The organism is Peribacillus sp. NPDC056705, assembly GCF_043656335.1.
Genome location: NZ_JBHTYI010000004.1, coordinates 219,098 through 243,626 on the forward strand (window position 1 = coordinate 219,098; position 24,529 = coordinate 243,626).

17 protein-coding genes and 1 pseudogene are annotated in these 24,529 nt (G+C 37.7%); 17 read left to right on the top strand and 1 reads right to left on the bottom strand.

All coding sequences use genetic code 11. The features are described 5' to 3' along the window. Positions 1-13 precede the first annotated feature (13 nt). The 9 genes from ACFRAK_RS07750 (at position 14) to ACFRAK_RS07790 (ending at position 11,684) form a co-directional block, all read left to right on the top strand. Complete coding sequence (locus tag ACFRAK_RS07750) at positions 14-1,411, top strand: NCS1 family transporter (protein WP_394571593.1); 1,398 nt, start codon at positions 14-16, stop codon at positions 1,409-1,411. Between the two features lie 133 nt (positions 1,412-1,544). Further along, positions 1,545-2,927: an allantoinase AllB gene (gene allB / locus ACFRAK_RS07755; RefSeq protein WP_394571526.1), complete on the top strand. Its 1,383-nt coding sequence runs from the start codon at positions 1,545-1,547 to the stop codon at positions 2,925-2,927. Between the two features lie 165 nt (positions 2,928-3,092). After that, entirely contained in the window at positions 3,093-3,848 is a 756-nt protein-coding gene (locus ACFRAK_RS07760; protein WP_053533978.1) for an IclR family transcriptional regulator, read from the top strand. Between the two features lie 268 nt (positions 3,849-4,116). After that, positions 4,117-4,941, top strand: coding sequence for a transketolase (locus tag ACFRAK_RS07765; RefSeq protein WP_076367514.1), 825 nt, complete (start codon positions 4,117-4,119; stop codon positions 4,939-4,941). Position 4,942: 1 nt separating this feature from the next. Further along, positions 4,943-5,890 carry a transketolase family protein gene (locus ACFRAK_RS07770; RefSeq protein WP_394571528.1) on the top strand — a complete coding sequence of 316 codons (948 nt, stop codon included), beginning with the start codon at positions 4,943-4,945 and terminating at the stop codon, positions 5,888-5,890. A gap of 33 nt (positions 5,891-5,923) precedes the next feature. Further along, positions 5,924-7,384 carry a four-carbon acid sugar kinase family protein gene (locus tag ACFRAK_RS07775; protein ID WP_394571529.1) on the top strand — a complete coding sequence of 487 codons (1,461 nt, stop codon included), beginning with the start codon at positions 5,924-5,926 and terminating at the stop codon, positions 7,382-7,384. Further along, positions 7,385-9,142 carry a thiamine pyrophosphate-binding protein gene (locus tag ACFRAK_RS07780; RefSeq protein ID WP_394571530.1) on the top strand — a complete coding sequence of 586 codons (1,758 nt, stop codon included), beginning with the start codon at positions 7,385-7,387 and terminating at the stop codon, positions 9,140-9,142. It abuts the gene before it with no gap. Between the two features lie 146 nt (positions 9,143-9,288). After that, entirely contained in the window at positions 9,289-10,227 is a 939-nt protein-coding gene (locus ACFRAK_RS07785; protein WP_394571531.1) for a sugar phosphate isomerase/epimerase family protein, read from the top strand. Positions 10,228-10,433: 206 nt separating this feature from the next. After that, positions 10,434-11,684 (top strand): allantoate amidohydrolase, encoded by a 1,251-nt coding sequence (locus tag ACFRAK_RS07790; protein WP_394571533.1) that lies wholly within the window; start codon positions 10,434-10,436, stop codon positions 11,682-11,684. A gap of 452 nt (positions 11,685-12,136) precedes the next feature. On the opposite strand, the gene ACFRAK_RS07795 is transcribed toward ACFRAK_RS07790, so the two are convergent. Further along, on the bottom strand, positions 12,137-13,789 hold the full coding sequence (locus ACFRAK_RS07795; protein WP_394571534.1) for a PucR family transcriptional regulator: 1,653 nt from the start codon (positions 13,787-13,789) through the stop codon (positions 12,137-12,139). Positions 13,790-14,306: 517 nt separating this feature from the next. Between ACFRAK_RS07795 and ACFRAK_RS07800 the strand changes: the two genes are divergently transcribed. The 8 genes and pseudogenes from ACFRAK_RS07800 to ACFRAK_RS07835 all read left to right on the top strand — a co-directional run. Beyond that, a complete protein-coding gene (locus ACFRAK_RS07800; RefSeq protein ID WP_394571535.1) occupies positions 14,307-15,674 on the top strand; it encodes an allantoinase in 1,368 nt (455 codons plus the stop codon). 414 nt (positions 15,675-16,088) lie between these two features. Next, positions 16,089-16,853 (top strand): (S)-ureidoglycine aminohydrolase, encoded by a 765-nt coding sequence (allE, locus tag ACFRAK_RS07805; RefSeq protein ID WP_260284451.1) that lies wholly within the window; start codon positions 16,089-16,091, stop codon positions 16,851-16,853. A 129-nt stretch (positions 16,854-16,982) separates the two neighbouring features. After that, positions 16,983-17,366, top strand: a complete 384-nt coding sequence (locus ACFRAK_RS07810) for a cupin domain-containing protein (protein WP_394571536.1) — start codon at positions 16,983-16,985, stop codon at positions 17,364-17,366. A 228-nt stretch (positions 17,367-17,594) separates the two neighbouring features. Continuing rightward, complete coding sequence (locus ACFRAK_RS07815; protein WP_394571537.1) at positions 17,595-18,899, top strand: uracil/xanthine transporter; 1,305 nt, start codon at positions 17,595-17,597, stop codon at positions 18,897-18,899. 278 nt (positions 18,900-19,177) lie between these two features. Next, positions 19,178-21,346, top strand: a complete 2,169-nt coding sequence (locus ACFRAK_RS07820; RefSeq protein WP_394571539.1) for a malate synthase G — start codon at positions 19,178-19,180, stop codon at positions 21,344-21,346. Between the two features lie 867 nt (positions 21,347-22,213). Beyond that, a complete protein-coding gene (locus ACFRAK_RS07825) occupies positions 22,214-22,429 on the top strand; it encodes a hypothetical protein (RefSeq protein ID WP_394571540.1) in 216 nt (71 codons plus the stop codon). A 177-nt stretch (positions 22,430-22,606) separates the two neighbouring features. After that, positions 22,607-23,869 (top strand): pyridoxal-phosphate-dependent aminotransferase family protein, encoded by a 1,263-nt coding sequence (locus tag ACFRAK_RS07830; protein WP_394571541.1) that lies wholly within the window; start codon positions 22,607-22,609, stop codon positions 23,867-23,869. 22 nt (positions 23,870-23,891) lie between these two features. Then, positions 23,892-24,209: pseudogene (locus ACFRAK_RS07835) on the top strand (allantoinase); the annotation flags it as partial. Between the last annotated feature and the right edge of the window lie 320 nt (positions 24,210-24,529).

Below are 24,529 nucleotides of genomic sequence, written 5' to 3' on the forward strand. Positions count from 1 at the left end.
GGTTGGATGTATCATGTCTACAAATTTAAAAAGTTACGTTCAAAAAGAAACGCAGATCCAACATGATACGGGTGTGGATGAATCACTTAATCCGAAAACCGAGGAAGGTAGGACGGTAAGTCCGTTAAACTATATTTTTATGTGGGTTGGAGACGGTGTTAATCTAGGTAATATGACGCTTGGAGCTAGTATAATTGTAGCGGGAATCGCTACGTTAAACATCTTTCAGACATTTGCCGCAGCTATCATGGCAATTGGTATCATTTCAACTGTTTTTGCTTTAAATGACAGGCTCGGATACAGAACGGGAATACCATATGTAGTACAGCTTAGAATGTCCTTTGGGCTGAAAGGTTCCGTAATATCATCACTGATGCGCGGTATTCCCGCCATCGTTTGGTACGGTTTTCAAAGTTGGATTGGAGGTACTGCCTTAAATGAAATTGCGAAGATTATTACGGGCGGCGCCTTTGATAATGTTGCCATTTGCTTTGTAGTGCTACAGTTGGTGCAAATTGGGCTTTCGCTGTATGGATTCCATGCCATTAAATGGGTGGAAACTCTTGCGTCTATTGTTATTGTACTAGCTCTTCTCTATGTATTTGGCGTTCTACTAACTTCCCATAGCGAGGTTATTGCAGAAAAATGGGTTCATGCAGAAGGATCATGGGGCTTACCTTTCTTTGCATTGATAATGATGTTTATGGGGAATTATGCGGCTATCTTTTTAAGTGCAGCGGACTATTCAAGAGAGCTAAAATCTGGTATTAGCGACGCAAAACGCGGGTTTTTGTACTTTCTTCCTATATTTATAGCGTACGGCTTGACACTTGCAATCGGTGGAATGCTTGCTTCTGCAACCGGCATCAACAACCCTGTGAAAGCGTTTGCGGTAGTGGTGGATAACTCTTATATTACACTCTTTGTATCCGCATTTATTGTTTTGGGTGCAGTTGCAGTAAACATGGTTGCCAATATTATTCCGCCAACCTATGTTATTACCCTGCTTACAAAAATGAAATATAAACCTGCAGTTACCATAACCGGGCTGCTTGCATTTTGCTCATTCCCTTGGGTTCTTGTACAGGATTCTTCGGCAAAGGGTCTTGGTATTTTCATCCTTATATATTCCGCATTTTTAGGTCCTATTGTTTCTATATTATTAGTCGAATATTATATATTAAGAAAGCAAAAAGTAAATGTTGCAGATTTGTATAAGGAAGACGGTCCATTTGCCGGGTATAATCCGGCAGCGGTGCTTGCATTGCTTATCGGCGCCGGAGCAGCCTTCATGAAAGTGGAGCTGGCATGGATTATCGGTGTTTTTGTGGCAGGTATTACATATTTGCTTTTGATGAAATTTGCATTTAAAGATTCAAAATTCAAAAAGGGTACTATTTTTGAAAAGTAAACCTGTATTTCTAGGTTTCTAGGGGTTATTCACTCTGTCTATTTATATTTGATTGATGTAATCTGAGGATGAAATAAACAAGGTGGTTGAGTAATGTGAATATACGGAAAATTTTGAAAAAGGGGTTGGAAGAATGAAGTTTGATTTAATTATAAAGAACGGAAATGTAGTAATTGAACATACAGTAGAACAACTAGATATCGGTATACTTAATGGTAAAATTGCAGGAATTTCAAAAGAAATAGTCGGGGAAGCTACTGAAATTATAGATGCTTCTCATCAATATGTCATGCCTGGGATGATAGATGCCCATGTCCATATTTGCGAGCCAGGAAGAACGGAGTGGGAAGGGTTTGTAACAGGAACTCAAGCACTAGCTGCAGGGGGGACAACATCATTTGTTGATATGCCATTAAACGCTTTGCCGGCAACGACTACAAAGAGTTCACTGCATTTAAAATTAAAATCTGCTGAAAATAAGGCGTATGTTGATTATGCTTTGTATGGTGGATTAGTTCCTGATAATCTCGAAGATTTAGAGGACCTTTCTAACGAAGGTGTTGTGGCCTTCAAATGTTTTATGGCAACATGTGGTAGTGAGGAAATTGGAGATTTTAAAAATGTTGATGATTTTACTCTATATCAAGGTATGAAAAAACTATCGGAATTGGGGCATATTTTATCTATACATGCCGAGAATGCAGAGCTTACTGATAAACTGGCAATTGAAAAGAAAAAACAAGGGAAGACAACAGCAAGAGATTATGTCGAGTCCCGCCCAATTTTTACTGAGGTTGATGCTGTAAAACGTGCTTTGTTATTAGGTAAAGAGACTGGATGTACATTACATTTCGTTCATATTAGTAGTGTAGAGGCTGTTGAAGAAATCCTTAAAGCACGTAAACAAGGGCAAGAGGTTACGATAGAATCGTGTCCTCACTATTTCATGTTAGATACGGAAACCTTTGAAAAGATAGGACCTGTTGCGAAATGCGCTCCGCCGCTTCGTTCTAATACAGAACAAGATAAATTATGGGAAGCTCTTAAGGAGGGGAAAATTGATATCCTGACATCAGACCATTCCCCATGTCCTCCAGATATGAAGCAGAGCAACACAAATAATATGTTTGATGTGTGGGGAGGGATTAGTGGCTGCCAAAATAATGTTGATTTAATGTTTGACGAGGCTGTTAAGAATCGAGGGGTTTCTGTAAGTGAATTTTCAAAGATGATTGCAACAAAGCCTGCAGAAATATTTAACTTAAGAAATAAGGGAAGCATTAAAGTTTCCTATGACGCAGATATCATTCTCCTTGATCCAAATAAATCGTACACCGTTAAGCCAGAAGATTTGTATTACCGTCATCAACAAAGCCCTTATGTTGGAAGGAAAATTAATTGTCGAGTGACGAAAACGTTTGTAAGGGGACAACTAGTATTTGATTTTGAGAAAGGGATTGTAGGTCAGCCAATCGGGAAGTTTATTTCAGCAAAAAGTAGTTTCGTAAAAGCATAAAATTCTCTAAAGAAGGTTGACCTAAAAGGGCACTTAAGTTGCTCTTGATGGCGTCATACCTTCTTTTTGTTTTATTTTTTGAATGGTATTATGTTTGGGGATTGCTATTGTGGTAAGATAAGAAACAGGATCAGTAATATAGGATTTAATCGGAGGGTAATGCAAATGGTTAAGTCAGTGGATAGGGCGTTAACAATTATTTCATTAGTAAGCAAGCGTAAAGAAGGGATTGGGGTTACTGAGCTTGCCTCCAATCTAGATTTAAATAAAAGCTCCATATTCAGATTATTAAGTACTCTTGTAGATCATGGATTCATCGAACAAAATCCTGAAACTAAAAAATATAGATTAGGCTATAAATATTTAGAATTAAGTTCGATGCTGCTTGAATCTATTGACTTGAGAACTCAAGCTAAACCTTTTCTGGAAGAGTTAGAATCACATATTAATGAAGTGATCCACTTGACCGTATATGATCAAGGAGAGGTAATCTATATTGAAAAACTTGAGGGAAGTGAAACCCTTAGAACACATTCACAAGTAGGAAGACGGGCCCCAATGCATTGTACGGCAGTCGGGAAGGTAATCTTAGCCCATCTGCCATTAAATGAGATCGTAGATATAATTGACAAGCATGGTTTACCAAAGCATACTGAACAAACGATTACAGATAAAGAATCTTTTTTTAAAGAATTGGGGAAAATAAGGAACGAAGGTATTGGTAGAGAAATTGAAGAAAATGAACAAGGAATCACCTGTATTGCAGCGCCAATTTTTGATAATCGGAAGAAAATTACTGCTGCCGTTAGTATTTCAGGACCAAGCATCCGAATGACTGAAGAAAGATTAACTGAAATTAAACCAATTATAATGGATATTGGTAAAAAGATTTCCAAAAGGCTTGGTTACACAGACAATTAAATAATGTGAAAAAAGAATTGGTAACAGACCAATTCTTTTTTTGTGGCAATTTATTGATTCAAGTTTATCTTCGAATGGGCACTCTGATCTTTTGTCCTTCGAAGAATTTTATAAAAAAATTATTGACAAAAATACTTGAAATATTCAAAAAACGGTGATAATATCAAAATAAGAAACATGGTTAGTTAATAAGCAACAGAATGCTTATTTTTTTTAATTATTAAATGAAACTACGTTGCTTATTACGAAACTAAAAGGAGGAGTAATAGTGGATTTTTCTAAAGAGAAAAGCAAATTTTATAATAATCTAACGAAAACAATTCGCCGGCACATAGTTAAGATGACGAACCATGCAGGAAGTGGTCATCCCGGTGGTTCTTTATCAGCAACTGAACTAATGTCCGTTCTATTTTTTGAGCACATGAATGTTGATCCTAACAACCCAGATTGGCAAGACCGAGATTGTTTCTTCCTATCTAAGGGTCATTGTACACCTGTATTTTATTCAGTATTAGCTGAAAAAGGTTTCTTCCCAGTTGAAGAGTTAATGACATTCAGGGATGTTGACGGTAGGCTACATGGACATCCATGTGGAGAGCATATTCCAGGTGTAGACATATCTTCAGGATCACTTGGTCAAGGATTATCAGTAGCTAATGGTGTTGGACTAATTGCAAAACTAGATGGTAGCAATAGAAGATCATATTGCATGATTGGTGATGGGGAATTACAAGAAGGTCAAGTATGGGAAGCGGCAATGACAACTGCACATTACAACCTTGATAACGTTTGTGCGATTATCGACTGGAACAAAATTCAGCTTGATGATTTTGTTGAAAATGTAAAAGGTGTAAAAAATCTTGGTGATAAATTTAGAGCTTTCGGTTGGCACGTTGTTGAAATTGATGGTCATGATATTAATGCAGTTAATGAAGCGTATAAAGAAGCTAAACGCACTAAAGGTAGACCTACTGCAATTCTAGCTCATACGGTTAAAGGTAAGGGAGTTTCATTTATGGAAGATACACATGATTGGCATGGAATGGCTCCGAATGATGAGCAATTAGAAATCGCTTTAAAGGAGTTGGCTTAAGATGGCAAATCAAGAAGCACCACGTAAAGGTTTTGCTGATGCACTGATTAGACTGGGAGAAAAGCATGACAATTTAGTGGTACTTGACGCGGACTGCGCAAAATCAAATATGACAAATCTATATAAAAATAGATTTCCAGAACGCTTTTTCAACATCGGTATTTCTGAATGTGATTTAGTGGGTACTGCAGCTGGTATGGCAGTGGCAGGTAAAGTACCATTTGCGAATGCTTATGCAAACTTCCTGACTGGGCGCGCATTTGATCAAATGAGAATTTCTGTATGTTATTCAAATAACAATGTGAAAATTGTTGGTCATAACGCTGGTACTTCAGCTGCTCAAGAAGGTGCAACACATTTACCGCTTGAAGATATTTCTTTAATGCGCTCACTTCCACGTATGACTGTAATCGTTCCAGCAGATGCGGTTGAAATGGAAAAAGCAGTAGAAGCTGCTTATTACCATGACGGACCTATTTACCTGCGTGTTGGCAAATTACCAGTACCGATTGTTACAAAAAAGGAAGAACCATTCAAAATAGGTAAAGCAATTAATTACCGTGAAGGATCTGATATTACAATCATCAGTACTGGGATAATGCTTGATGAATCACTAAAAGCAGTAGGTGAATTAGAAAAGCAAGGTGTAAGCGCTGAACTTTTACACATCCATACAATTAAACCAATTGATAAAGAAGCCATTATTGCATCTGCTGCGAAAACAAAACATGTTATCACAGTTGAAGAGCATTCAATTATAGGTGGATTAGGTAGTGCTGTTGCTGAAGTATTATCAGAAAGCCAACCAGCTAAATTAAGAAGAATCGGTACAAATGACCGTTTTGGAGTTTCTGGAAAAATGGATGAATTACTTGATTTCTTTGAATTAAGAGCACACCGTATTGTTTCTACTGCAAATGAATTATTAGGGCATAGAGTAACTAGCTAATCACATTTTTAGATAATGAAAGGGGGAGGGTTTTTGTCAAACGTAAGCCATTATCCAAGTTTAAAGGATACTTTAGAAAATCCTCTCTTCTCTAAAACGGATGATAGCCTTCGTGCTAAAATCAAAGCTCATTTAAAACAAACAAAACATAAGTTTATCGTTTTAGATGATGATCCAACTGGTGTCCAAACGGTACATGATATTTTTGTCATCACGGACTGGGGAAAAGATTGGATTAAAAAAGGGTTATCTAATGAGAGAAGTGTACTTTATATTTTAACAAACACAAGAAGTTATAATGCAGAAAAAACGGAAAACATCAATAGAGAGATTGTCCAAAACATTGTTGACGTTACTAAGGAAATGGGTATTAATTATTCGATTATTAGTAGAAGTGACTCAACATTAAGAGGGCATTATCCACTTGAAATTAATGTGCTCCAAGATGAATTATTAAAAACTGCTAATGTACAAATTTCAGGTCATTTAATCATACCGGCTTTTTTTGAAGCACATCGTTACACCTTGGATAATACTCATTATTTAGGTATGGATGGTCAGCTTGTCCCAGTAAATGAAACAGAATTTGCGAATGATTCAGTTTTCGGGTTCAATACTGCTAATTTGCCGAAATGGATTGAAGAGAAGACAAATGGAAGCGTAAATTCAGAGTCAGCTTTGATCATTTCACTTGAAGATATTCATGATGGTGGCATTGATAAAGTTTATGAGATTTTACTATCTGCCAACAATAATTCTCCTATTATAGTAAATGCAAAATCTTACTATGATTTAGACATCGTATCATTAGCTGTCCTTAAAGCAATTGAATCTGGCAAGCAATTCTTGTTTAGAACTGCAGCATCTATTGTAAAATCGATTGCGGGAATTCAGGATCGTCCATATTTATCAGCTAATGAGATTGTTTCAAATGATGAAAACCAAAACAATGGTGGATTTATTATAGTAGGTTCTCACACGAATAAAACTACGGATCAAATTAAGGAACTAATGAATAAATACCCGATTGAACAAATTGAAATTAATGTCGCTAAAGTTCTGAATAAAGAAACAAGAACTGAAGAGTTAACACGAGTATGTCAATTAGTAGATCGTAATATTTCTTCTAATCGCGATACGCTTGTTTATACAAGTAGGGATTTAATTAGTGCAAAAGATAAGGAAGAAAACTTAAAAATTAGTCAAACTGTTTCAAGTTCTTTAGTTAAAGTTATTCGCTCACTAAAAGTAAAGCCGAAATTTATCATTGCAAAAGGTGGTATAACTTCGAGTGATGTGGCAACTGACGGCTTAGAAATAAAATATGCAAAAGTTTTAGGGCAAGCGATCGCCGGTGTTCCAGTATGGTTAACCGGAAGTGAAGCTAAGTTCAAAGATACACCTTATATCGTATTTCCAGGCAACGTTGGGGATAAAGATTCGATTGCTCAAATCTTTGAAAATATAAAAAAGGATCAAAAGGGAGAGATATAAATGGCTAAACAAAAAATGACAGCTGCTGAGCTAATTGCCTTGTATTTAGAAAAAAGAGGAGTGAAACACGTTTATGGTATACCGGGAGCTGCAATTTTACCATTCTATGATGCAGTAAAAGAATTAACTAAAATTGAATCATATATTGTCCGTCACGAGCAAACTGGTGCTTTCATGGCTGACGGCTATTCAAGAGCAACTGGTGAAGTGGGTGTATGTGCTGCCACATCAGGTCCTGGTGGAACTAACTTCTTAACAGGTCTTTATAGTGCATGGATGGATTCCATACCAATGATAGCAATTACTGGTCAACAAAAAAATAGTCTAATTGGAACCATGCAATTCCAAGAAGCGCCTATCGTTGAAATGGCGAAACCTGTAACGAAAGCTGCTTACCGTTTAACTGACGGCTCGAAAACCGCTGAATTCATTCACGAAGCATGGGTAACAGCAACTACTGGTAGAAAAGGTCCAGTCCTTCTTGATTTACCAATTGATCAACAAAAGGTAGAAATAGAAGTAGACTTAGATGAGCTTATCGCTTCTACTCCAGTCGATAACTTACCACAAGCTTCCGATGCTGATATAGAGAAAGCATTAGAATTATTAAAAGACGCTAAAAGACCAGTCTTACTTTCTGGTGGAGGGGTTAACATTGCAAACGCTACTACTGAATTAAAAGCGTTAGCTGAAGAACTGCAAATCCCTGTAGTGACTTCTGGCATGGGTATGGATACATTCCCCAACGATCACCCTTTATTCGCTGGACGTATGGGAACGATGCTTGATACTCCATTCGGTAACAAAACAATTGTTGAAGCTGACTTAGTAATCAACCTTGCCGGACGTTTCGCTGATCGTTCTACTGGAAATGTTTCGGTATTCACACAAAACGGTAAGAAAATTGTCCACGTAAACCTTGATAATAAAGAAATTGGTAAAGTTGTACCAACTAATTTAGGTATCGTTTCTGATGTTAAAGCTTTCATGATTAAACTTACAGAAGCCCATAAAGCACTTGGCGCTCATGTCGCTGCAACTGCCGAAGTAGGTACTAAAGTTAACTTAGCTGAAGAGCGTAAGAAATGGGCACGTAAAACTGATTACACAACACTTCCAATCAGACAAGAGCGTGCATTGCGAGAACTTCGTGAATTCCTAGATCGCGATGCATTCGTATCACATGACTGTGGTATCAGCCAGATCTGGTCTAGTCAATTATTTGAAACGTATGAACCAAGAACATACTTATTAACTGGCGGTGCGGGTACAATGGGGTGGGGGCTTGGTGCAGCAATGGCAGCGAAACTTGCATTCCCTGAAAGACAAAGTGTAAACATCCTTGGTGATGGAAGCTTAGGTATGTCATTGCAAGATATTGCTACAGCTGCAAAACATGATATTCCGGTAATTATTTTCTGTATGAATAACTCATTAATGGGATTAATTCGTCAACAACAAAACTGGTTCTATAATGAACGCCAAATTTCTACAGACTTAATTTACAAAAATGAATTATGTGATAATGAAGAGCGAGGAATCGACTTTGTTAAAACTGCTGAAGGTATGGGTGTTCGTGGTGAGCTTGTTACACATTATGATGATATCAAACCAGCTCTACAACGTGCAGTTGACTCAGGTAAACCATATTTAATCGAAGTTATAGTTGATCCAGATCCTAAAAACGCATGCGAATTCTCTAACAACGGTGCACTTAATGGATTCAAATACTCCAAAGATATTGATTATTCTAAATAATCATTACCTTCGGTGGAAGTGATTTTTTTGAAGCAATGGGATATTAACCTATTGCTTCAAAAAACATATTAGTAATAAAAAGTAGTATAGACTGTACTTAAATAATGGGTTTATTAAAGGAGGGAAGCCGAAAAATCGGCGAAACAATGTCAGAAAATCTTCATAATTCTATGAAAGTCGGAATTGTTCACTTTATGGCTTATCCGGAAACGATGGGTGGAGATGGTCCAACTGTTGAAACAATTAAGAAAATTGTACAAGATGATTTTTTCTCCGGAATTGAAATTACATCTATTAACAATCCTGAAGAACGTAAAGAGGCTACTCAAATTCTACAATCTGGTGGAATGACTGTAGGATTCGGTGCACAACCGATTCTATTAAGAAACAAAGGAAACCTTAATTCTTTTGATGAAGCTGAGCGTAGAAGGGCTATCGATTTAGTAAAAGGCGGAATTGACCAAGCTTACGAAGTAAATGCTGCTAAACTTGGTTTCTTAAGTGGGGGTAAACCAGATACTCAACAAGATGTTGCATTACAATTACTAACGAATTCCATCAAAGAATTATGCGATTATGCAAAATCTAAAGGTGATTTAGTACTTTCACTTGAAACATTTGATGATGAGACTGATAAGAAATGTCTAATCGGCTCGAATAAACTTGCTGTTGAAGTTGCAAAAGAAGTTCGTAAAGTAGATCCTACTTTCGGTTTAATGCTTGATTTAAGTCATTTACCAATGCAACGTGAAACGTCTTATGATGCATTGACGGTTGCTCGGGATTATATTAACCATGCCCATATCGGAAATTGCTATATTAAAGATACTTCTGATCCTGCTTACGGAGATCAGCATCCGCGTTTCGGGTATCCAGGAAGTGAAGTTGATGTTTCTGAATTAGCGGAGTATTTACGATCTCTATTAGAAATTGGTTACATCGGTGAAGGTATAAAGAATATAGTCGCTTTTGAAGTGAAACCTGTAGGTACAGAATCATCAGATATTGTAATTGCACAGTCAAAACGTACTCTCATTGATGCATGGTCATTATTACATTCAAAAAAAGGGCGTTTAGTTAGTTAGCCTACCTATATATTTACTATATGTATTAAACGGTGACAAGCACTTTTGCCTGTCACCGTTTAATCTAAAATTTATTAAGCTTATCATGCAGAATTCCTATTGAGCAACAACTAAATAAGGTGTTAATATGACCTTGCATTAAAAAAATGGAATTTGTAATAAATAACAAAAATTTTTAAGAGATTAATTGGCAAGGAAGTGATCGATTGGTTAAACTTCAGAAGGATGTTGATGCTATAAGAATCAACAATAGAACCGAAGAACTTGCTGCTTGTTCATCTACATCTGTTGGTGTCACTAGACTACCTTTCACAGTGGAAAGTTTAAAAGCAGAAATACTAGTTGAAGAGTGGATGAAAGCAGCTGGGATGACGGTAAGAAAAGATGCTCTTAACAATATAATCGGACGTTATGAAGGGAAAGATCCTGCAGCTCCAGTTTTAATGATTGGTTCACATTTAGATAGCGTGATTGAAGCAGGTAAATATGACGGTATTTTAGGAGTTATAACTGGAATAGAAGTGGTTCAAACTCTTAAGGATAATGGCATTATATTATACAATCCAATCGAAGTGGTAGGTTTTTGTGATGAGGAAGGAGTAAGGTTTCACTCAACTTTCCTCGGTAGTAAAGCGATTGCAGGAACTTTTACTGCTGAAGATTTAGAAAGGGCAGATGAACAAGGAATAACAATTGCTGAAGCGTTAAAAGGAATTGGTATTGCTGACCCATATGCTTATAAAAAGGCTAGTCGTACTCCAGAAGAACTTCTCGCTTATTTGGAACTTCATATCGAACAGGGGCCTGTGCTTGAGAAGGAGAATGAACCTGTCGGAATAGTTCGTGGGATTGCTGGTGCTACAAGATTTTATTTTGAAATTATCGGGAAACCTGGACATGCAGGGACAGTTCCTGTTGCCCTTAGACAAGATGCACTTTTAGGAGCTAGTGATCTCATTTCCTACATTGAGAACATCGCTATCCAAAATGAACCATTAGTAGCGACAATTGGTAAACTTACTGTAAGTCCGGGTGCTAGTAATGTAATACCTGGCCTTGTAACAGGGACGCTGGATATCCGTGATTTAAATGTTGATCGAAAGAAAAAAGCTATTGATGCCATATTAACTGAAAGTGAAAGAGTAGCAAAAGCTAGAGGACTCCAAATTCATTTTGAACAAGTCATGGAAGCCGATCCTGTATACTGTGATGAACAATTGATTACAGTAATCGAAGAATCCATAATCGAACAAGATGGAAGCGTCATCAGCCTTGTAAGTGGTGCTGGTCACGATGCAATGGCTATGGCGGATGTAACGAATGTTGCGATGATTTTCGTTCGTTGTAAAGATGGTCTTAGTCATCACCCTGATGAATTCGTTACTGTAGAAGATATGGGTGTAGGAGCTAGAGTTCTTTACTCTACAGTAATTAAAATAGCCACAAAACAATATTGAGGGACAAACAAGGTTTTATAGAGAATAAAAGACTAGCTTACAAAAAAACTCGTGATCCGACTGTATCGGATCACGAGTTTTTTCAAAAAGAATACATTTCAATCAGTACCTCTTGAACAAATCAGTCAACTGTTATTAGAAGCATTTTCCTATAATATTGAATGCTTCGAAAAGCTCATTCGATAAGAAGTATATTTAAGATAGAGATCCTTCAATCGATAAAACAGTCATACGTATCAACACAGATCCGATGGTTACAAAAGGAGTTCTGTATGGACTCTTTATCATGTTCATAAAAAAGCCACTGAAATTCCTGGATTCCTTCATAATCCAAGGGTTCAGTAGCGTCACTTCAGAAAAAGAAGCCGAGTTTTACTCTTCATATTGATCTCTGTCTGCGTGGCAGTTTACCTTCAGTCAATACCTGCTTAAGTAGTAATTACAATTCCTTATTAATCACTATTATCTCTGAAAATTGAACCCATGAGTAAAGCTATACGTAAATGAAGTGAGTTTTTTGAATCATGGACGGAATAATTCAAAATGTCCTCACATTTGGCGATTCGGTATTTAACGGTATTACGGTGAACAAACAGTTTCCTGGATGTAATCGCAAGTTCACAATTATTATCCAAATATACCAATAAGGTATTAATTAAGTCTTTTTCATCTTTATTTTTCGGATAGGATAGAGAACGTAAAGTATTTTCATAAAATTTTTTTAAATCTTTTTCGGGAATTAACCGAATAAGTTCGATTAATTGCTTGGTCTCGTAAAAGTTTATAAATTTATTTTGAAACAGTTCAGACCCATGTGTCCATGCTTCCACTGCCTCTTCGTATGTAAGGTGGATATAGGTAAGGTCATTAGAAAAGTTACCAACTCCAAACGACAACGAAATTTTTAGATTTGAATAAGCCTCATTCTGGAATTCCTTCAGCCTTTCTTCTATTATGCTTTTAATCGAATCATTAATATTCAGAGGAGATTGCATCAAAATAACAAAATAACCATCTTTCATAAAAACGATGTTGTTAGTATCTATTTTTAAAAATGATTTATGTAAAAATTTATATAAATAGTCGTATGATCTATTCATAATTTCTGCACTTTTTTGTAAAGCGTTTTGTTTATCATAATCAATCTTACATACAATGCATGCGTATTTCATATTGTCGATTAAGCCATGCTGTTTTCCCCTATGAATAATTTCTTGTTTGTTGGAAATCTTTCCATCAACAAGGGAAGCAAAAAAGTTATTTTCTAACAAACGACTGTTTTCTCTAATTGCCTCGTTTTTAAGCAGCGTGAATGAAATGACTGTTGATGCTTGCTCTATAGCTAATTGGGAAGATGGGAATGAAAGCTTCTCAGGGTGAAGAATTATTAGTAAATATGGATAGGGACGCATAGTTTTCACCCGAAACATTTTTATAGAAATGTCAGTATTTTGGATGTCGATTGTGAGCTGGTTTTTTTCTAGGTATGTTTCTATATCACTTTTTATGTGTTCCTGAACATTTTTCATAACGATTTTCATATTTCCTGTACGAAAATGATGAGAAAAGGATGTCACATCACCAATAGGATCAAGTAGGAGAACAGGACATTTTAATAGGGAGCCAAGATTTTCAATTAAAGAATTCAGGCTGTAGCCTTTTATCATCATATTGGTAAATTCCTTGTGAATATGCATCGCATAAAATAACTCTTCGATTTGGTTATCCCATATAAAGCTTAATAATTGATGAGCAACTGCACCTAATGTTAATGTCTCTGGAATTTGAATAATGGGAAATTCTAATGAGTCAGCTAATTCGATTACATCCGGCGGTATCTTATCAATGAACCTTTTAAGTTTAATGGCGATCCCTGCACATGGAAGTTCATTAATTTGGGAAATGAGATTGCATAATGCATGAGGGTCGTCTTTAAAAGCGTACCCTGTTGTCAATAATAGGGAGTTTTCAGCTAAAAAATTGATGGCATCTGGTGTTTCTGAAATCTCAATTGATTCTACTTTCCTTTTAAGTCCGGCATGTCCAGCAATAATTTTGGCTTCTCGAAACACATCAACGATAAATAAATCTTCAACCTTTTTCATCATACACCTTCTAATTCTACATTTTGTCAGTTTTTATTTCTAGAAAGGAAGCAAACGAATGTTGTTAAATTTGGACAAAAATTTAAATGGTAATTGTTTACATTGCATAATGATTTTGTGAATTAATCCGCTTATAATCAATTGTATAGAGGATTGAAAGGTAATGAAACTGTTTTCAAGATTATTTTGCATTCCATAAATATCAAGTTTATATTTATTCAGCAACTATATTTATATTTAGAAGCACATACAATCATAATTTTTTTCAATGGTTAAAATTGTTTTTTAGATATTTTCTTCAAGAAAAGTACAGGAACGAGAGGATGTGGTTAAAGGGGCTTAATTGATGGGAATGTGAAACAGTCAGTGTAATAGTCCGAATATTAAAAAATACTTTTAGGCAGGAATAAACGTTGAAGGGGAAAGTACACTCATTATTGACCGCTTTGGCGGGTTTCTTCATTATGCAACTGTAAAACAGGATTGGCTTTGATTTCCCATAGAAAGGAATGAACCTATGGCTACATATGATTTACTCATTAGAAATGGAAATCTTGTAATGTTTGATTCGATTGTTCAAGGAGATATTGCAATTAAGGAAGGGAAAATTAAAGAAGTGTCCATCGGAAAAAATATTGATGCTATTGCAACAAGAGAAATTAATGCTGAGGGGCAGCACATCCTCCCAGGATTAATTGACACGCATGTTCATTTCAACGAGCCAGGCAGAACTGAGTGGGAAGGTGTTCAAACTGGTAGCAGAAGTTTAGCGGCAGGTGGGGTAACAACCTATTTTGATATGCCATTGAACAGTACACCACCAACAATCAATAAAGAATATTTGGAATTAAAGAGAGCTTGCTCCGAAGAAAAGTCGGTAATCAATTGCCGCTTTTGGGGTGGGCTTACACCAGAAAATATTGAGAATATTAAGGAACTTGATGAAAATGGAGTAATTGGATTTAAAGCTTTTATGTCACCGAGCGGAATTATCGATTTCAATCATGTCGATGATAATACGATTTTTAAAGGGATGAGAGAAATTGCCTCTGTAGGTTCACTTTTAGCCGTTCATGCTGAAAGCACAGTCATTTGTGATCAGCTTGCACAAGAAAAACAAAGACAAAATAAAACGACTGCAAAGGACTTCGTCGAATCAAGACCGATAATTTCCGAAATTGAAGCGGTTAGAAGAATAATTTCATATGCTGAAGCTACAGGTTGTAAACTGCATATTGTTCATGCGAGCAGCCGGAAAGTAGTGGACGTCATTAATCAGGCAAAGCAAAGAGGCCTAGATATTACGGTAGAAACATGCCCCCATTATTTATCTTTGACATTAAAAGACTTAGAGGAAAAAGGCGGATTGGCAAAATGCTGCCCTCCACTGCGTGATGATGAAGAAGTAGAACAATTATGGGAAGCTGTAGCAAACGGTGAAATTGACGTTATAGCATCCGACCATTCACCAGCACCTGCATCTATGAAAGAGGTAATAAATGAAGACTTTTTCAGTGCCTGGGGTGGGATTTCTGGTGCTCAAACTACGCTCAATATTATGTTGACAGAGGGGCATTTTAACCGTAATCTTCCTCTGGGGAAAATTGTTGAATTAACATCAACGAATCCAGCTAAGTTATTTGGCCTTTATCCCCATAAAGGGATAATAGCGGTTGATAGCGATGCTGATTTGGCGATAGTTAATCTGAACAGAAGCTTCGAGCTAAAAAAGGAAGATTTGTTCTACCGCCATCAGCAGTCGCCTTATGTTGGCAGGACATTCAAAGGGCAAGTAACGACGACGATCGTCAATGGGGCTATTGTTTTTGAAAATGGAAGCATTACCACTGTGGAAAAAGTAAAATCTAGAGTTGTTAAGCTATAAAGGACTGAGAAAATCTTAATCATTTTATTAGCTGATTCGCTTTCAGACATTTGTTTTAGGCTTACACAATCTTAAAGGAAAAAGAAGCCTGTAAGGAACTGGGGCTGATAAAAGAGAAAATCATGGATGAAGAAATAAGAAGATGTTTTATCTATAATAGACAAAAATATAAATCGTTTTTATCGAATAGGCATAATGACTATTTAAATGAAAGCGTTTAACATTTATATGAAGAGACTTAATGGTCTCTGGCACAAGCTATTAATATATGAAAAGAAGCTTCAATTATAAGTTAATCTATATCGGTAACAGGGAACACCATGATTCACATGCTTATATTGGCTCACGATTAAAACGTTGATTGGTGTCATATGAATTAGCTCACAAAATACGATTAAAAGGAGAGTTTAAAATATGGGTTATCCTAAAGATTTATTAGCAAGCAGATCAATAATTGAGCACGGTAAATATGCTTTAATTGCACCTGAAGGATTGGTCAATAATGTTGTTCCAGGATTTGAGAATTGTATCATTTCCATTTTGGGTTCTCCAAAGCTTGGAGCAAGCTTTGTCGATTACATTGTGACAATGCAAAAGGAAGGAAAGAACAGCGAGGGGTTTGGTGGACAAGAGGATGTTGAGACATTTGTCTATGTTATTGAAGGGAAAATAAAAGCTGCTGCAGGTGAACAAGAGTTTGTCCTCGATGAAAGCGGTTATTTATACTGTCCGCCAGGAACAAAGATGTATTTAGAAAACCAATCGGATGGAGATTCTAAACTATTCCTATATAAGCAAAAGTATCGTCCACTTGAAGGACGGAGGCCATGGGTTCATTCAAACCATGCGAACAACATTGAATTCAGGATTTATGATGATATGCATAATGTCCATCTTAAGGATCTTTTGCCTGCTGATATAGATTTTGATATGAATTTTCATATTCTTTCCTTTGATCCTGCTGCATCTCATCCGTTCATCGAAACACATGTGCAAGAACATGGCGCCTACTTACTCTCGGGAGAAGGGATGTATAACCTCGATAATCAGTGGGTTCCTGTAAAGAAAGGAGATTACATTTTTATGGGACCATATGTACATCAAGCAGCCTATGCGGTAGGCAGAGAAAATTTAACATATGTTTACTCTAAAGATTGTAATCGTGATGCATCCTTGTAAAAGGTCACATCATTTAGAAGAAATGCGTAGATGACAACTTCAAGAGATTTAATGCGGGCAGAATCTGTATTACAGGGAGATCTGGTAAGTGTAATTCAAACCCATTAAATATAAAAGAGGTGCTGAGATATGGACCAGAATGTAATTTTGAACAAAGAGTCGATAATAGAGGAAAGAGTTTTTGAAATCGATAAAATAGCAAAATTCGATTCCAATGCACCACAAAAAAATTATTTCTATGAAACGGATAAAACTGTTGGGGCAGTTTGGTGTCTTGAACCTGAGCAGGAAGTATATTTACATTCTCATTCGAATGTTGATGATATTTGGGTTTGCATTGAGGGGGAAGGAACATACTTTCCTGATTTAGAGAATGAGATTACGATCAGAAAAGGAATGGTAGTATTGGCCAAGCCTAATCAAATTCATGGAATGCGTAATACAGGAAACAGTCGATTCATGTTTGTAGGCTTTGCTGCAGGGACATTGCCAATGGATATAACAAGATATTAGAAAAAGGCTAAGATTATTAAACAATTACAATATAATTTAAGTTTCTTCTTTCAAAAAACAAAAAAAGTGATTAAGGCGAAGCGATTGTAATCAAGACAGCGCTTCGCTTATATTTTTATTTATGTAGAAGAGATGATTTGTAATTTTTACAGGAAATCAATACTTTTAAGAATTGGCTTCCTTAAAAACTCGCAAACTGATTTTATAAAGGAAATGGTGATGATTAAGATGACACAGCAAGGAGTTACTGTAACATTATTGTCCTCTTTACAGTGGCTTTTTTTTATTTTTGCCAATACGGTTGTCGTACCAATTTCTGTAGGAGCAGCATTCCAGCTTCCTTCAGAAACAATTGAAATGACGATAAGATGCTCCTTTATCTTTACAGGAATAGCCTCTATTCTGCAGGCCTGGATTGGGCATCGTTATCCATTATTGGACAGCCATTCGGGGCTAATGTGGGGTCTGATGATAAATATGGGCATCTCTGCATCTGCACTCGGATTGGATTTTGCAACCGTAGGAGGGGGAATTGCAACAGGTATTCTGCTGGCGGGAGCTGTAACCGTACTGCTTGCGGCATTTAACCTGATTTATATCATACAGAAAGTAATTAAGCCGATGGTGATAAGTGTTTATATATTTTTACTAACCTTTCAGCTCATCTTTATTTTCTTCAAAGGTATGTTTAAAATAACCGAAAGTGGAACAATTGATCTCCCCGTCAGTTTGTTTTCAATCTTGATTGTCATCTTCGTTGGCTTTTTAAGGATTAAAGGAGGGAAAATACTAGGCAATTTCTCAATCTTAATCGGAATTATCGTAGGATGGTCATTATATCGAATTATTTTCCCTTCAGATATTCCGACGGCTAGCTCTTCAGGTATGGCATTCACTTTCTTTCCCCTTGGAACTCCAAACTTGGATATTGGTATTATTCTTGTCTCCTTTTTTGCGGTCCTTCTGAATTTAACGAATTCTTTCGCTTCTATTCAAGCTGTTGCAGATGTTTACAAGGAAAAGGTGGAACATAGTCAATACAGGAGATCTATTTTTGTAACAGGTATTTTTGCGTTTATCTCTTCGATTTTTGGCTTGGTCCCTTTTACTCCATTTACATCTACAATAGGGTTTTTACAAAGTACCAAGTTATTTAAACGAGAGCCATTTATGATAAGCGGATTCTTGTTTATTCTCCTTGGAGTTATTCCGCCATTAGGGAGGTTCTTAGGAACAATACCACTAACAATAGGTAACGCTGTTTTGTTTGTCGCATACCTTCAATTGTTTGGGACCGCATTAAACAGCTTAAAAGGAACGTTATTCAACTCTGAAACGATACTCCGTTTAGCGGGTCCAGTCCTAGTTGGAGTTAGCATTATGAATATCCCGCCAGCATCATTCGGCAGTATTCCTGTCCTCTTGCAGCCTTTCATTACAAATGGTCTCATTATGGGTGTCATTATATCGATTTTTTTGGAAAAACTTATTGATTGGAATAAGTTGACAAATAAGTTGGAAGTCAGGCAGTAATCGATATATCTACCTGGAAATGGAAAAATGAGCAACAACATTTGGAGAAAAAAGGAGTTCATATAAAATTGACTACTTTGGATCTGTTGAAGTCAATGGTCAACTTTCTAACGATAAACTTGAAATTGATTATAAGAAAACAATAAATTGAGAACTTGATTAATCGATAGCAAATGAAGTATTGAACCCGTTCAAAGGTAGTAGAGATCACCTAGTTTAAGAAAATTCCTCTCGGCGTATGCCGGGAGTCAAACTAATTTTTAAAGGAGGAATACACCATGGGGGAATATGTAAAAATAGGTAATCTTCAAGTGGCCCCGGTACTTTTTGAATTTATCAATAAAGATGGGATACCTGGAAGCAAACTGAATCAGGAACAATTTTGGGTTGATTTTGAAAAATTGGTACATGAATTGTCTCCAAAAAACAAAAAATTGTTAGCTCGTCGTGATGAAATTCAAACCAAAATCAATACATGGCATAGAGAAAATAAAGAGATTGACTTTGCTGAATATAAATCATTTTTACAAGAAATTGGCTATCTCGAACCTGAAGGAGAAGACTTTCATATTACGACAGAAGGGGTGGATGATGAAATAGCCTTCCAAGCTGGGCCGCAGCTAGTTGTCCCGGTTGATAATGCCCGTTATGCTATTAACGCTTCAAATGCAAGGTGGGGAAGCCTTTATGATGCTCTATATGGAACAGATGTTATTAGCGAAAAAGGAGGAGCCTACCGAGAAGGGAGCTACAATGAAGTACGCGGGGGAGAAGTCATTTCATTTGCAAAGGATTTTCTTGATCAAGTAACTCCTTTAAAGGATTATTCACATAAAGACGCTGTGAAATATGCAGTAGTAGATGGGAAATTAGCTGTTACACTCAGAAATGGAGAAATTACGAGTTTAGTAGAGGAATCTAAGCTAGTTGGCAATCAAGGTGAATACGAAAAGCCATCGGCTATATTATTGAGAAATAATGGTTTGCATTTTGAAATTCAGATTGATCGAAGTCACATGATCGGTAAAATAGATAAAGCAGGCGTTAAGGATATTCTAATGGAATCTACTCTTACGACCATTATGGATTGTGAGGATTCTGTTGCGGCAGTGGATGCTGATGATAAAGTCCTGGTATATCGAAATTGGTTAGGTCTTATGAGGGGTGATCTGACTGTAACTTTCAAAAAGGATAATAAAATGATGACACGTACAATGAACCCGGATCGTTTATACAGAGCACCAGATGGAGAAGAATTCTCTTTGCCTGGTCGTTCACTTATGTTTGTCCGTAACGTGGGACACTTAATGACCACAAACGCAGTCCTAGATGCTAATGGTGAGGAGATTCCTGAAGGGATTATGGATACAGTCATGACTAGTTTACTTGCCAAACATTCCCTGTTAGGTAATGGTAAATATTATAATTCCTCTAAAGGATCAGTCTATATCGTTAAGCCCAAAATGCATGGATCCGAAGAGGTGGCTTTTGCCAATGAACTCTTTGATCGTGTGGAAGACATGCTAGGTCTACAGCGAAATACACTGAAAATTGGTGTTATGGACGAAGAACGTCGAACTTCATTAAACTTGAAAGCTTGTATCCGCCAAGTTAAAGAAAGAGTGGCATTTATTAATACCGGGTTCTTAGATCGAACTGGAGACGAAATTCATACTTCTATGGAAGCCGGACCCATGATCCTCAAGAATTACATGAAAGGATCAAAATGGCTACAAGGTTATGAAAAATCGAATGTCAATGTAGGTTTAGCAACCGGTTTTCAAGGTCGTGCTCAAATTGGTAAAGGAATGTGGGCAATACCTGATATGATGGCGGAAATGCTAACGCAAAAGATTGGCCATCTGAAAGCAGGGGCGAATACAGCATGGGTGCCTTCTCCAACTGCAGCGACATTGCATGCTCTTCATTATCATCAAGTGGATGTAAAAAAGGTACAAGATGAGTTGAAAAAGAATCCAGTAAATTTACGTGATGATATTTTAGAAATCCCAGTGGCTCAAAACCTCGAATGGAGTCCGGAAGAAATTCAGCAAGAGTTAGATAACAATGCTCAAGGTATCCTCGGTTATGTTGTACGTTGGATAGATCAAGGAATTGGTTGTTCCAAAGTACCGGATATCAACAATGTAGGATTGATGGAAGACCGTGCCACACTAAGAATTTCGAGTCAGCATATGGCTAACTGGCTTCACCACGGAATTTGTACGAAAGGACAGGTTTTGGAGACTTTACAACGAATGGCTAAAGTAGTGGATGAACAAAACACTGGAGATTCATCATATCAATGTATCGCGGAAAATTACGACAACTCAGTGGCTTTTCAAGCGGCATGCGACCTAGTGTTTCAAGGCTATAACCAACCAAGTGGTTATACTGAGCCTATCCTGCATCGACGACGCATTGAGGCGAAGAAAAATAAGTTGTAACAATAAGTAAAATTTCTAAGGCATCCATACCAACCAGGATGCAATGTTATTAAATTCATAAAGCTTAGCGCAGAAAAAACTAATTGTCTTTTTCTATTTATTGTTAGGGTATCCCGTATTATTCGATAAAATGGGGAACAAGTGATCAAAATTACTTGTTCCCCATTTTGGTTTAATTCTTTATAAAAGGCTGTTTTCGCATACTTTGTTGCTATTTACCAAGTAATGCGGTGTGGTTGATTTCCCCTCCAGATGCTCGCTTTCCGCGGGGCGGGCGGTGAGCCTCCTCGGCGTAAACGCCTGTGGGGTCTCACCTGTCCCGCTGCTCCCACAGGAGTCTTGCACTTGCGCTCCAATCAACCTTAAATCGTTTCGTTTTAAAAACAACAATCTTTATGAAAAGAGCCTTATAAAAAGAAGAAGCTAAGTAAACATATGTGAATTAGAAGTAATAAGAATAGTCTTCATCTTTTTAGGTTCGCAGACCATCAGAAGTTAAATCGGACGGCATAAGTAGAATTAGCATCTTAATTTATCAAAAATATGATAAGGTGCTAACTATAACAATAAGTACCACTTCTTTTGATCATAGAAATCTGTATATTTTACACATTATTGGTTTGCTTCCATTGGTTATTTTGCACAAAAAAACACCGAAATACTAACAGAATTGTCAATGAAGTTAAATGCGAAAGCAAGTAAAATATTAGATGATATAAATTTCGTGAATATTAATAACGTGAATGGATATTGAGAAGGGAAGCGATGTGATGGGCAATCAAACGAAAAATTCATAGATGAAAAGGATGATGTTGCGTTCGATGAAAAAATGGTTAGCATCCTTCGAGGGCAACAGAGAGTAATGGGGTGACCCGGTTATTATATTCCAAGGAATGGATGAGCGCTCAGCAAGCAATGAAAGCTGAGATGGAAAAAGAAAACCTTATTACATATTTTGATAGTGTAGGCAACTTGTTTGGCAGGTTTGAGGGAACGGATTCCTCCGGTGGAATCATTCTGGCCGGTTCTCATATAGACCCGGTCAAGGATGGGGGGGGCGACACTTGGCAGAATGGATGTTAAACCTGTTGCGATGGATCGGGAAATGAATCGCCTTGTCCGACTTGCTGCTGTTCGTTGCAAGTAAGGGGGGCTTAGCCATTCGCCTAAGGAATTTACTAGTGTTGCGGATATGGAAAAGGGAATCGACGTTTTAAGTGAAATACTATATAAATTAGCCTATTAAAGGAGTTGGTTAAAATGGCATATTCAGAATTGAATGCACCGATGAGAACGATCATGACACCAGGGCCGGTCGAAGTGGACCCGCGTGTCTTAAGGGCGATGAGCACACCAATATTAGGGCAATTCGATCCTGCATTCACTACTATCATGAATGAAGTGATGGAAATGCTGCGTTTGGTTTTTCAAACAAAAAATATATGGGCATTCCCGATAGATGGTACCTCAAGATCGGGGAATGAAGCGATTCTATGTAGCATCATTGAGCCAGGAGATAAGGTTCTGGTTCCTATATTCGGCAGGTTCGGTCATTTGTTGGTGGAAATTTGTGAGCGATACGGAGCTGAAGTCCATACGATGGAATGTCCTTGGGGGGAGGTGTTCGAACCGGAAGCCGTCATCGCGGAAATCAAGAAGGTCTCCCCTAAAATAACAGCAATCGTCCATGGGGAAACTTCCACTGGTTGTATGCAGCCTTTGAAGGAAATCGGGTTGGCTTGCCGTGAATTGGGAGTCCTGCTTGTGGTGGATGCGGTTGCCTCCATCGGGGGCACCGATGTAAAGGTGGATGAATGGTGTATTGATGGATTGATAGGCGGGACACAAAAATGCTTATCCGTTCCTTCGGGTATGGCACCGATTACGTATAATGAGCGAATAGAAGAAATCATCCAGTCCCGCAAAAAGGTGGAACGTGGTATTGCGACGGCTGAAGACAACCAAAAGGTTTCGGTCCGCCGGCCAATCGCCAGTAATTATTTCGATTTAAGCATGCTGCAGGATTATTGGGGGCCGCGCCGTTTGAATCACCATACAGAAGCTACTTCCATGATTTATGCGTTACGTGAAGGGTTGTGCCTTGTACTCGAAGAAGGTCTGGAAACGCGCTTTGCCCGCCATGAACTCCACGAATCTGCTCTCGTTGAAGGGATCAAGGCAATGGGACTTACGTTATTCGGGGATGGGAAAAACAAACTTCCATGTGTAACTTGCATCGGAATTCCAAAAGGAATCGATGGTGAAACTGTTAGAGCCATGCTGTTGAATGAATTTGGTATCGAAATCGCTTCCTCGTTTGGTCCGCTTCACGGGAAAATTTGGAGGATCGGAACCATGGGGTTCAGTTGCAGGAAAGAAAACATCCTGTTTGTATTGGCCTCCTTGGAAGCTGTCCTTTTGCGCCAGGGGTTCCAAGTTAATCGGGGAGAGGCTTTGCAGGCTGCGCTTGATGTGTATGTAGGAAAAACGGAGAAAGTGGTAGCATCACAAGGATCTCTTTGAGTAATTGATGTCCTTGTGCATCTTCAGCGAACCTGGCTGCGCTCATTGGGAAGGCTTTGAAACTGGATCGCAGATGATGGCGGCGAGAGGCTGCACCACATATTTCGATATGCCATTGTATGGAATTCCTTCAACAGTCATTCGAAAGGCTCTCCTTGAAAAGGGCAAGCTCGGTGAGATGAAGTCGGTTATAGACTTTGGATTATGGAGAGGAATGATCCCGGGAAATATCGATGATTTAGTGGATCTCGCCAAATCCGGAGTCATTGGGTTTAAAGCTTTTCTCTCAGCGACGGGAAATGAGGAGTTTGAACGAGCGGATGATTTCACCCTTTTACGTTGAGACGTGTCCGCATTATTTATTATTCAATCAGGTTGATTTAGAAGAGAAATTCGATATGATTTCTTCCGACCACTCACCATGCCCTTATGAACTGAAAGATCCTGCCATACATAATATTTTTGAAGCGTGTTCACAAAACATAAGCAAAGCGTTTATATGGGCCCTACCTTTTCTTGCCTAATCACGGGTACCATTAATAATGGGAAAATAGTATATCAGATTGATTTAATAAGTGAAGGGAGCGTAGGGAGTGGTTAAAAGTGATGGATTCCGGTAGTGCAGTCAATAACTAGGGAGAAGGGTTTTCAAATAAGGTT

Excerpts from the sequence above, each read along its gene's own strand:
- ACFRAK_RS07750 (WP_394571593.1), top strand. The coding sequence starts at position 14 with ATGTCTACAAATTTAAAAAGTTACGTTCAAAAAGAAACGCAGATCCAA.
- ACFRAK_RS07815 (WP_394571537.1), top strand. The coding sequence starts at position 17,595 with ATGACACAGCAAGGAGTTACTGTAACATTATTGTCCTCTTTACAGTGG.
- ACFRAK_RS07780 (WP_394571530.1), top strand. The coding sequence starts at position 7,385 with ATGGCTAAACAAAAAATGACAGCTGCTGAGCTAATTGCCTTGTATTTA.
- ACFRAK_RS07820 (WP_394571539.1), top strand. The coding sequence starts at position 19,178 with ATGGGGGAATATGTAAAAATAGGTAATCTTCAAGTGGCCCCGGTACTT.
- ACFRAK_RS07795 (WP_394571534.1), bottom strand. The coding sequence starts at position 13,789 with ATGAAAAAGGTTGAAGATTTATTTATCGTTGATGTGTTTCGAGAAGCC.
- ACFRAK_RS07810 (WP_394571536.1), top strand. The coding sequence starts at position 16,983 with ATGGACCAGAATGTAATTTTGAACAAAGAGTCGATAATAGAGGAAAGA.
- allB (WP_394571526.1), top strand. The coding sequence starts at position 1,545 with ATGAAGTTTGATTTAATTATAAAGAACGGAAATGTAGTAATTGAACAT.
- ACFRAK_RS07785 (WP_394571531.1), top strand. The coding sequence starts at position 9,289 with ATGTCAGAAAATCTTCATAATTCTATGAAAGTCGGAATTGTTCACTTT.
- allE (WP_260284451.1), top strand. The coding sequence starts at position 16,089 with ATGGGTTATCCTAAAGATTTATTAGCAAGCAGATCAATAATTGAGCAC.
- ACFRAK_RS07800 (WP_394571535.1), top strand. The coding sequence starts at position 14,307 with ATGGCTACATATGATTTACTCATTAGAAATGGAAATCTTGTAATGTTT.
- ACFRAK_RS07830 (WP_394571541.1), top strand. The coding sequence starts at position 22,607 with ATGGCATATTCAGAATTGAATGCACCGATGAGAACGATCATGACACCA.
- ACFRAK_RS07770 (WP_394571528.1), top strand. The coding sequence starts at position 4,943 with ATGGCAAATCAAGAAGCACCACGTAAAGGTTTTGCTGATGCACTGATT.
- ACFRAK_RS07760 (WP_053533978.1), top strand. The coding sequence starts at position 3,093 with ATGGTTAAGTCAGTGGATAGGGCGTTAACAATTATTTCATTAGTAAGC.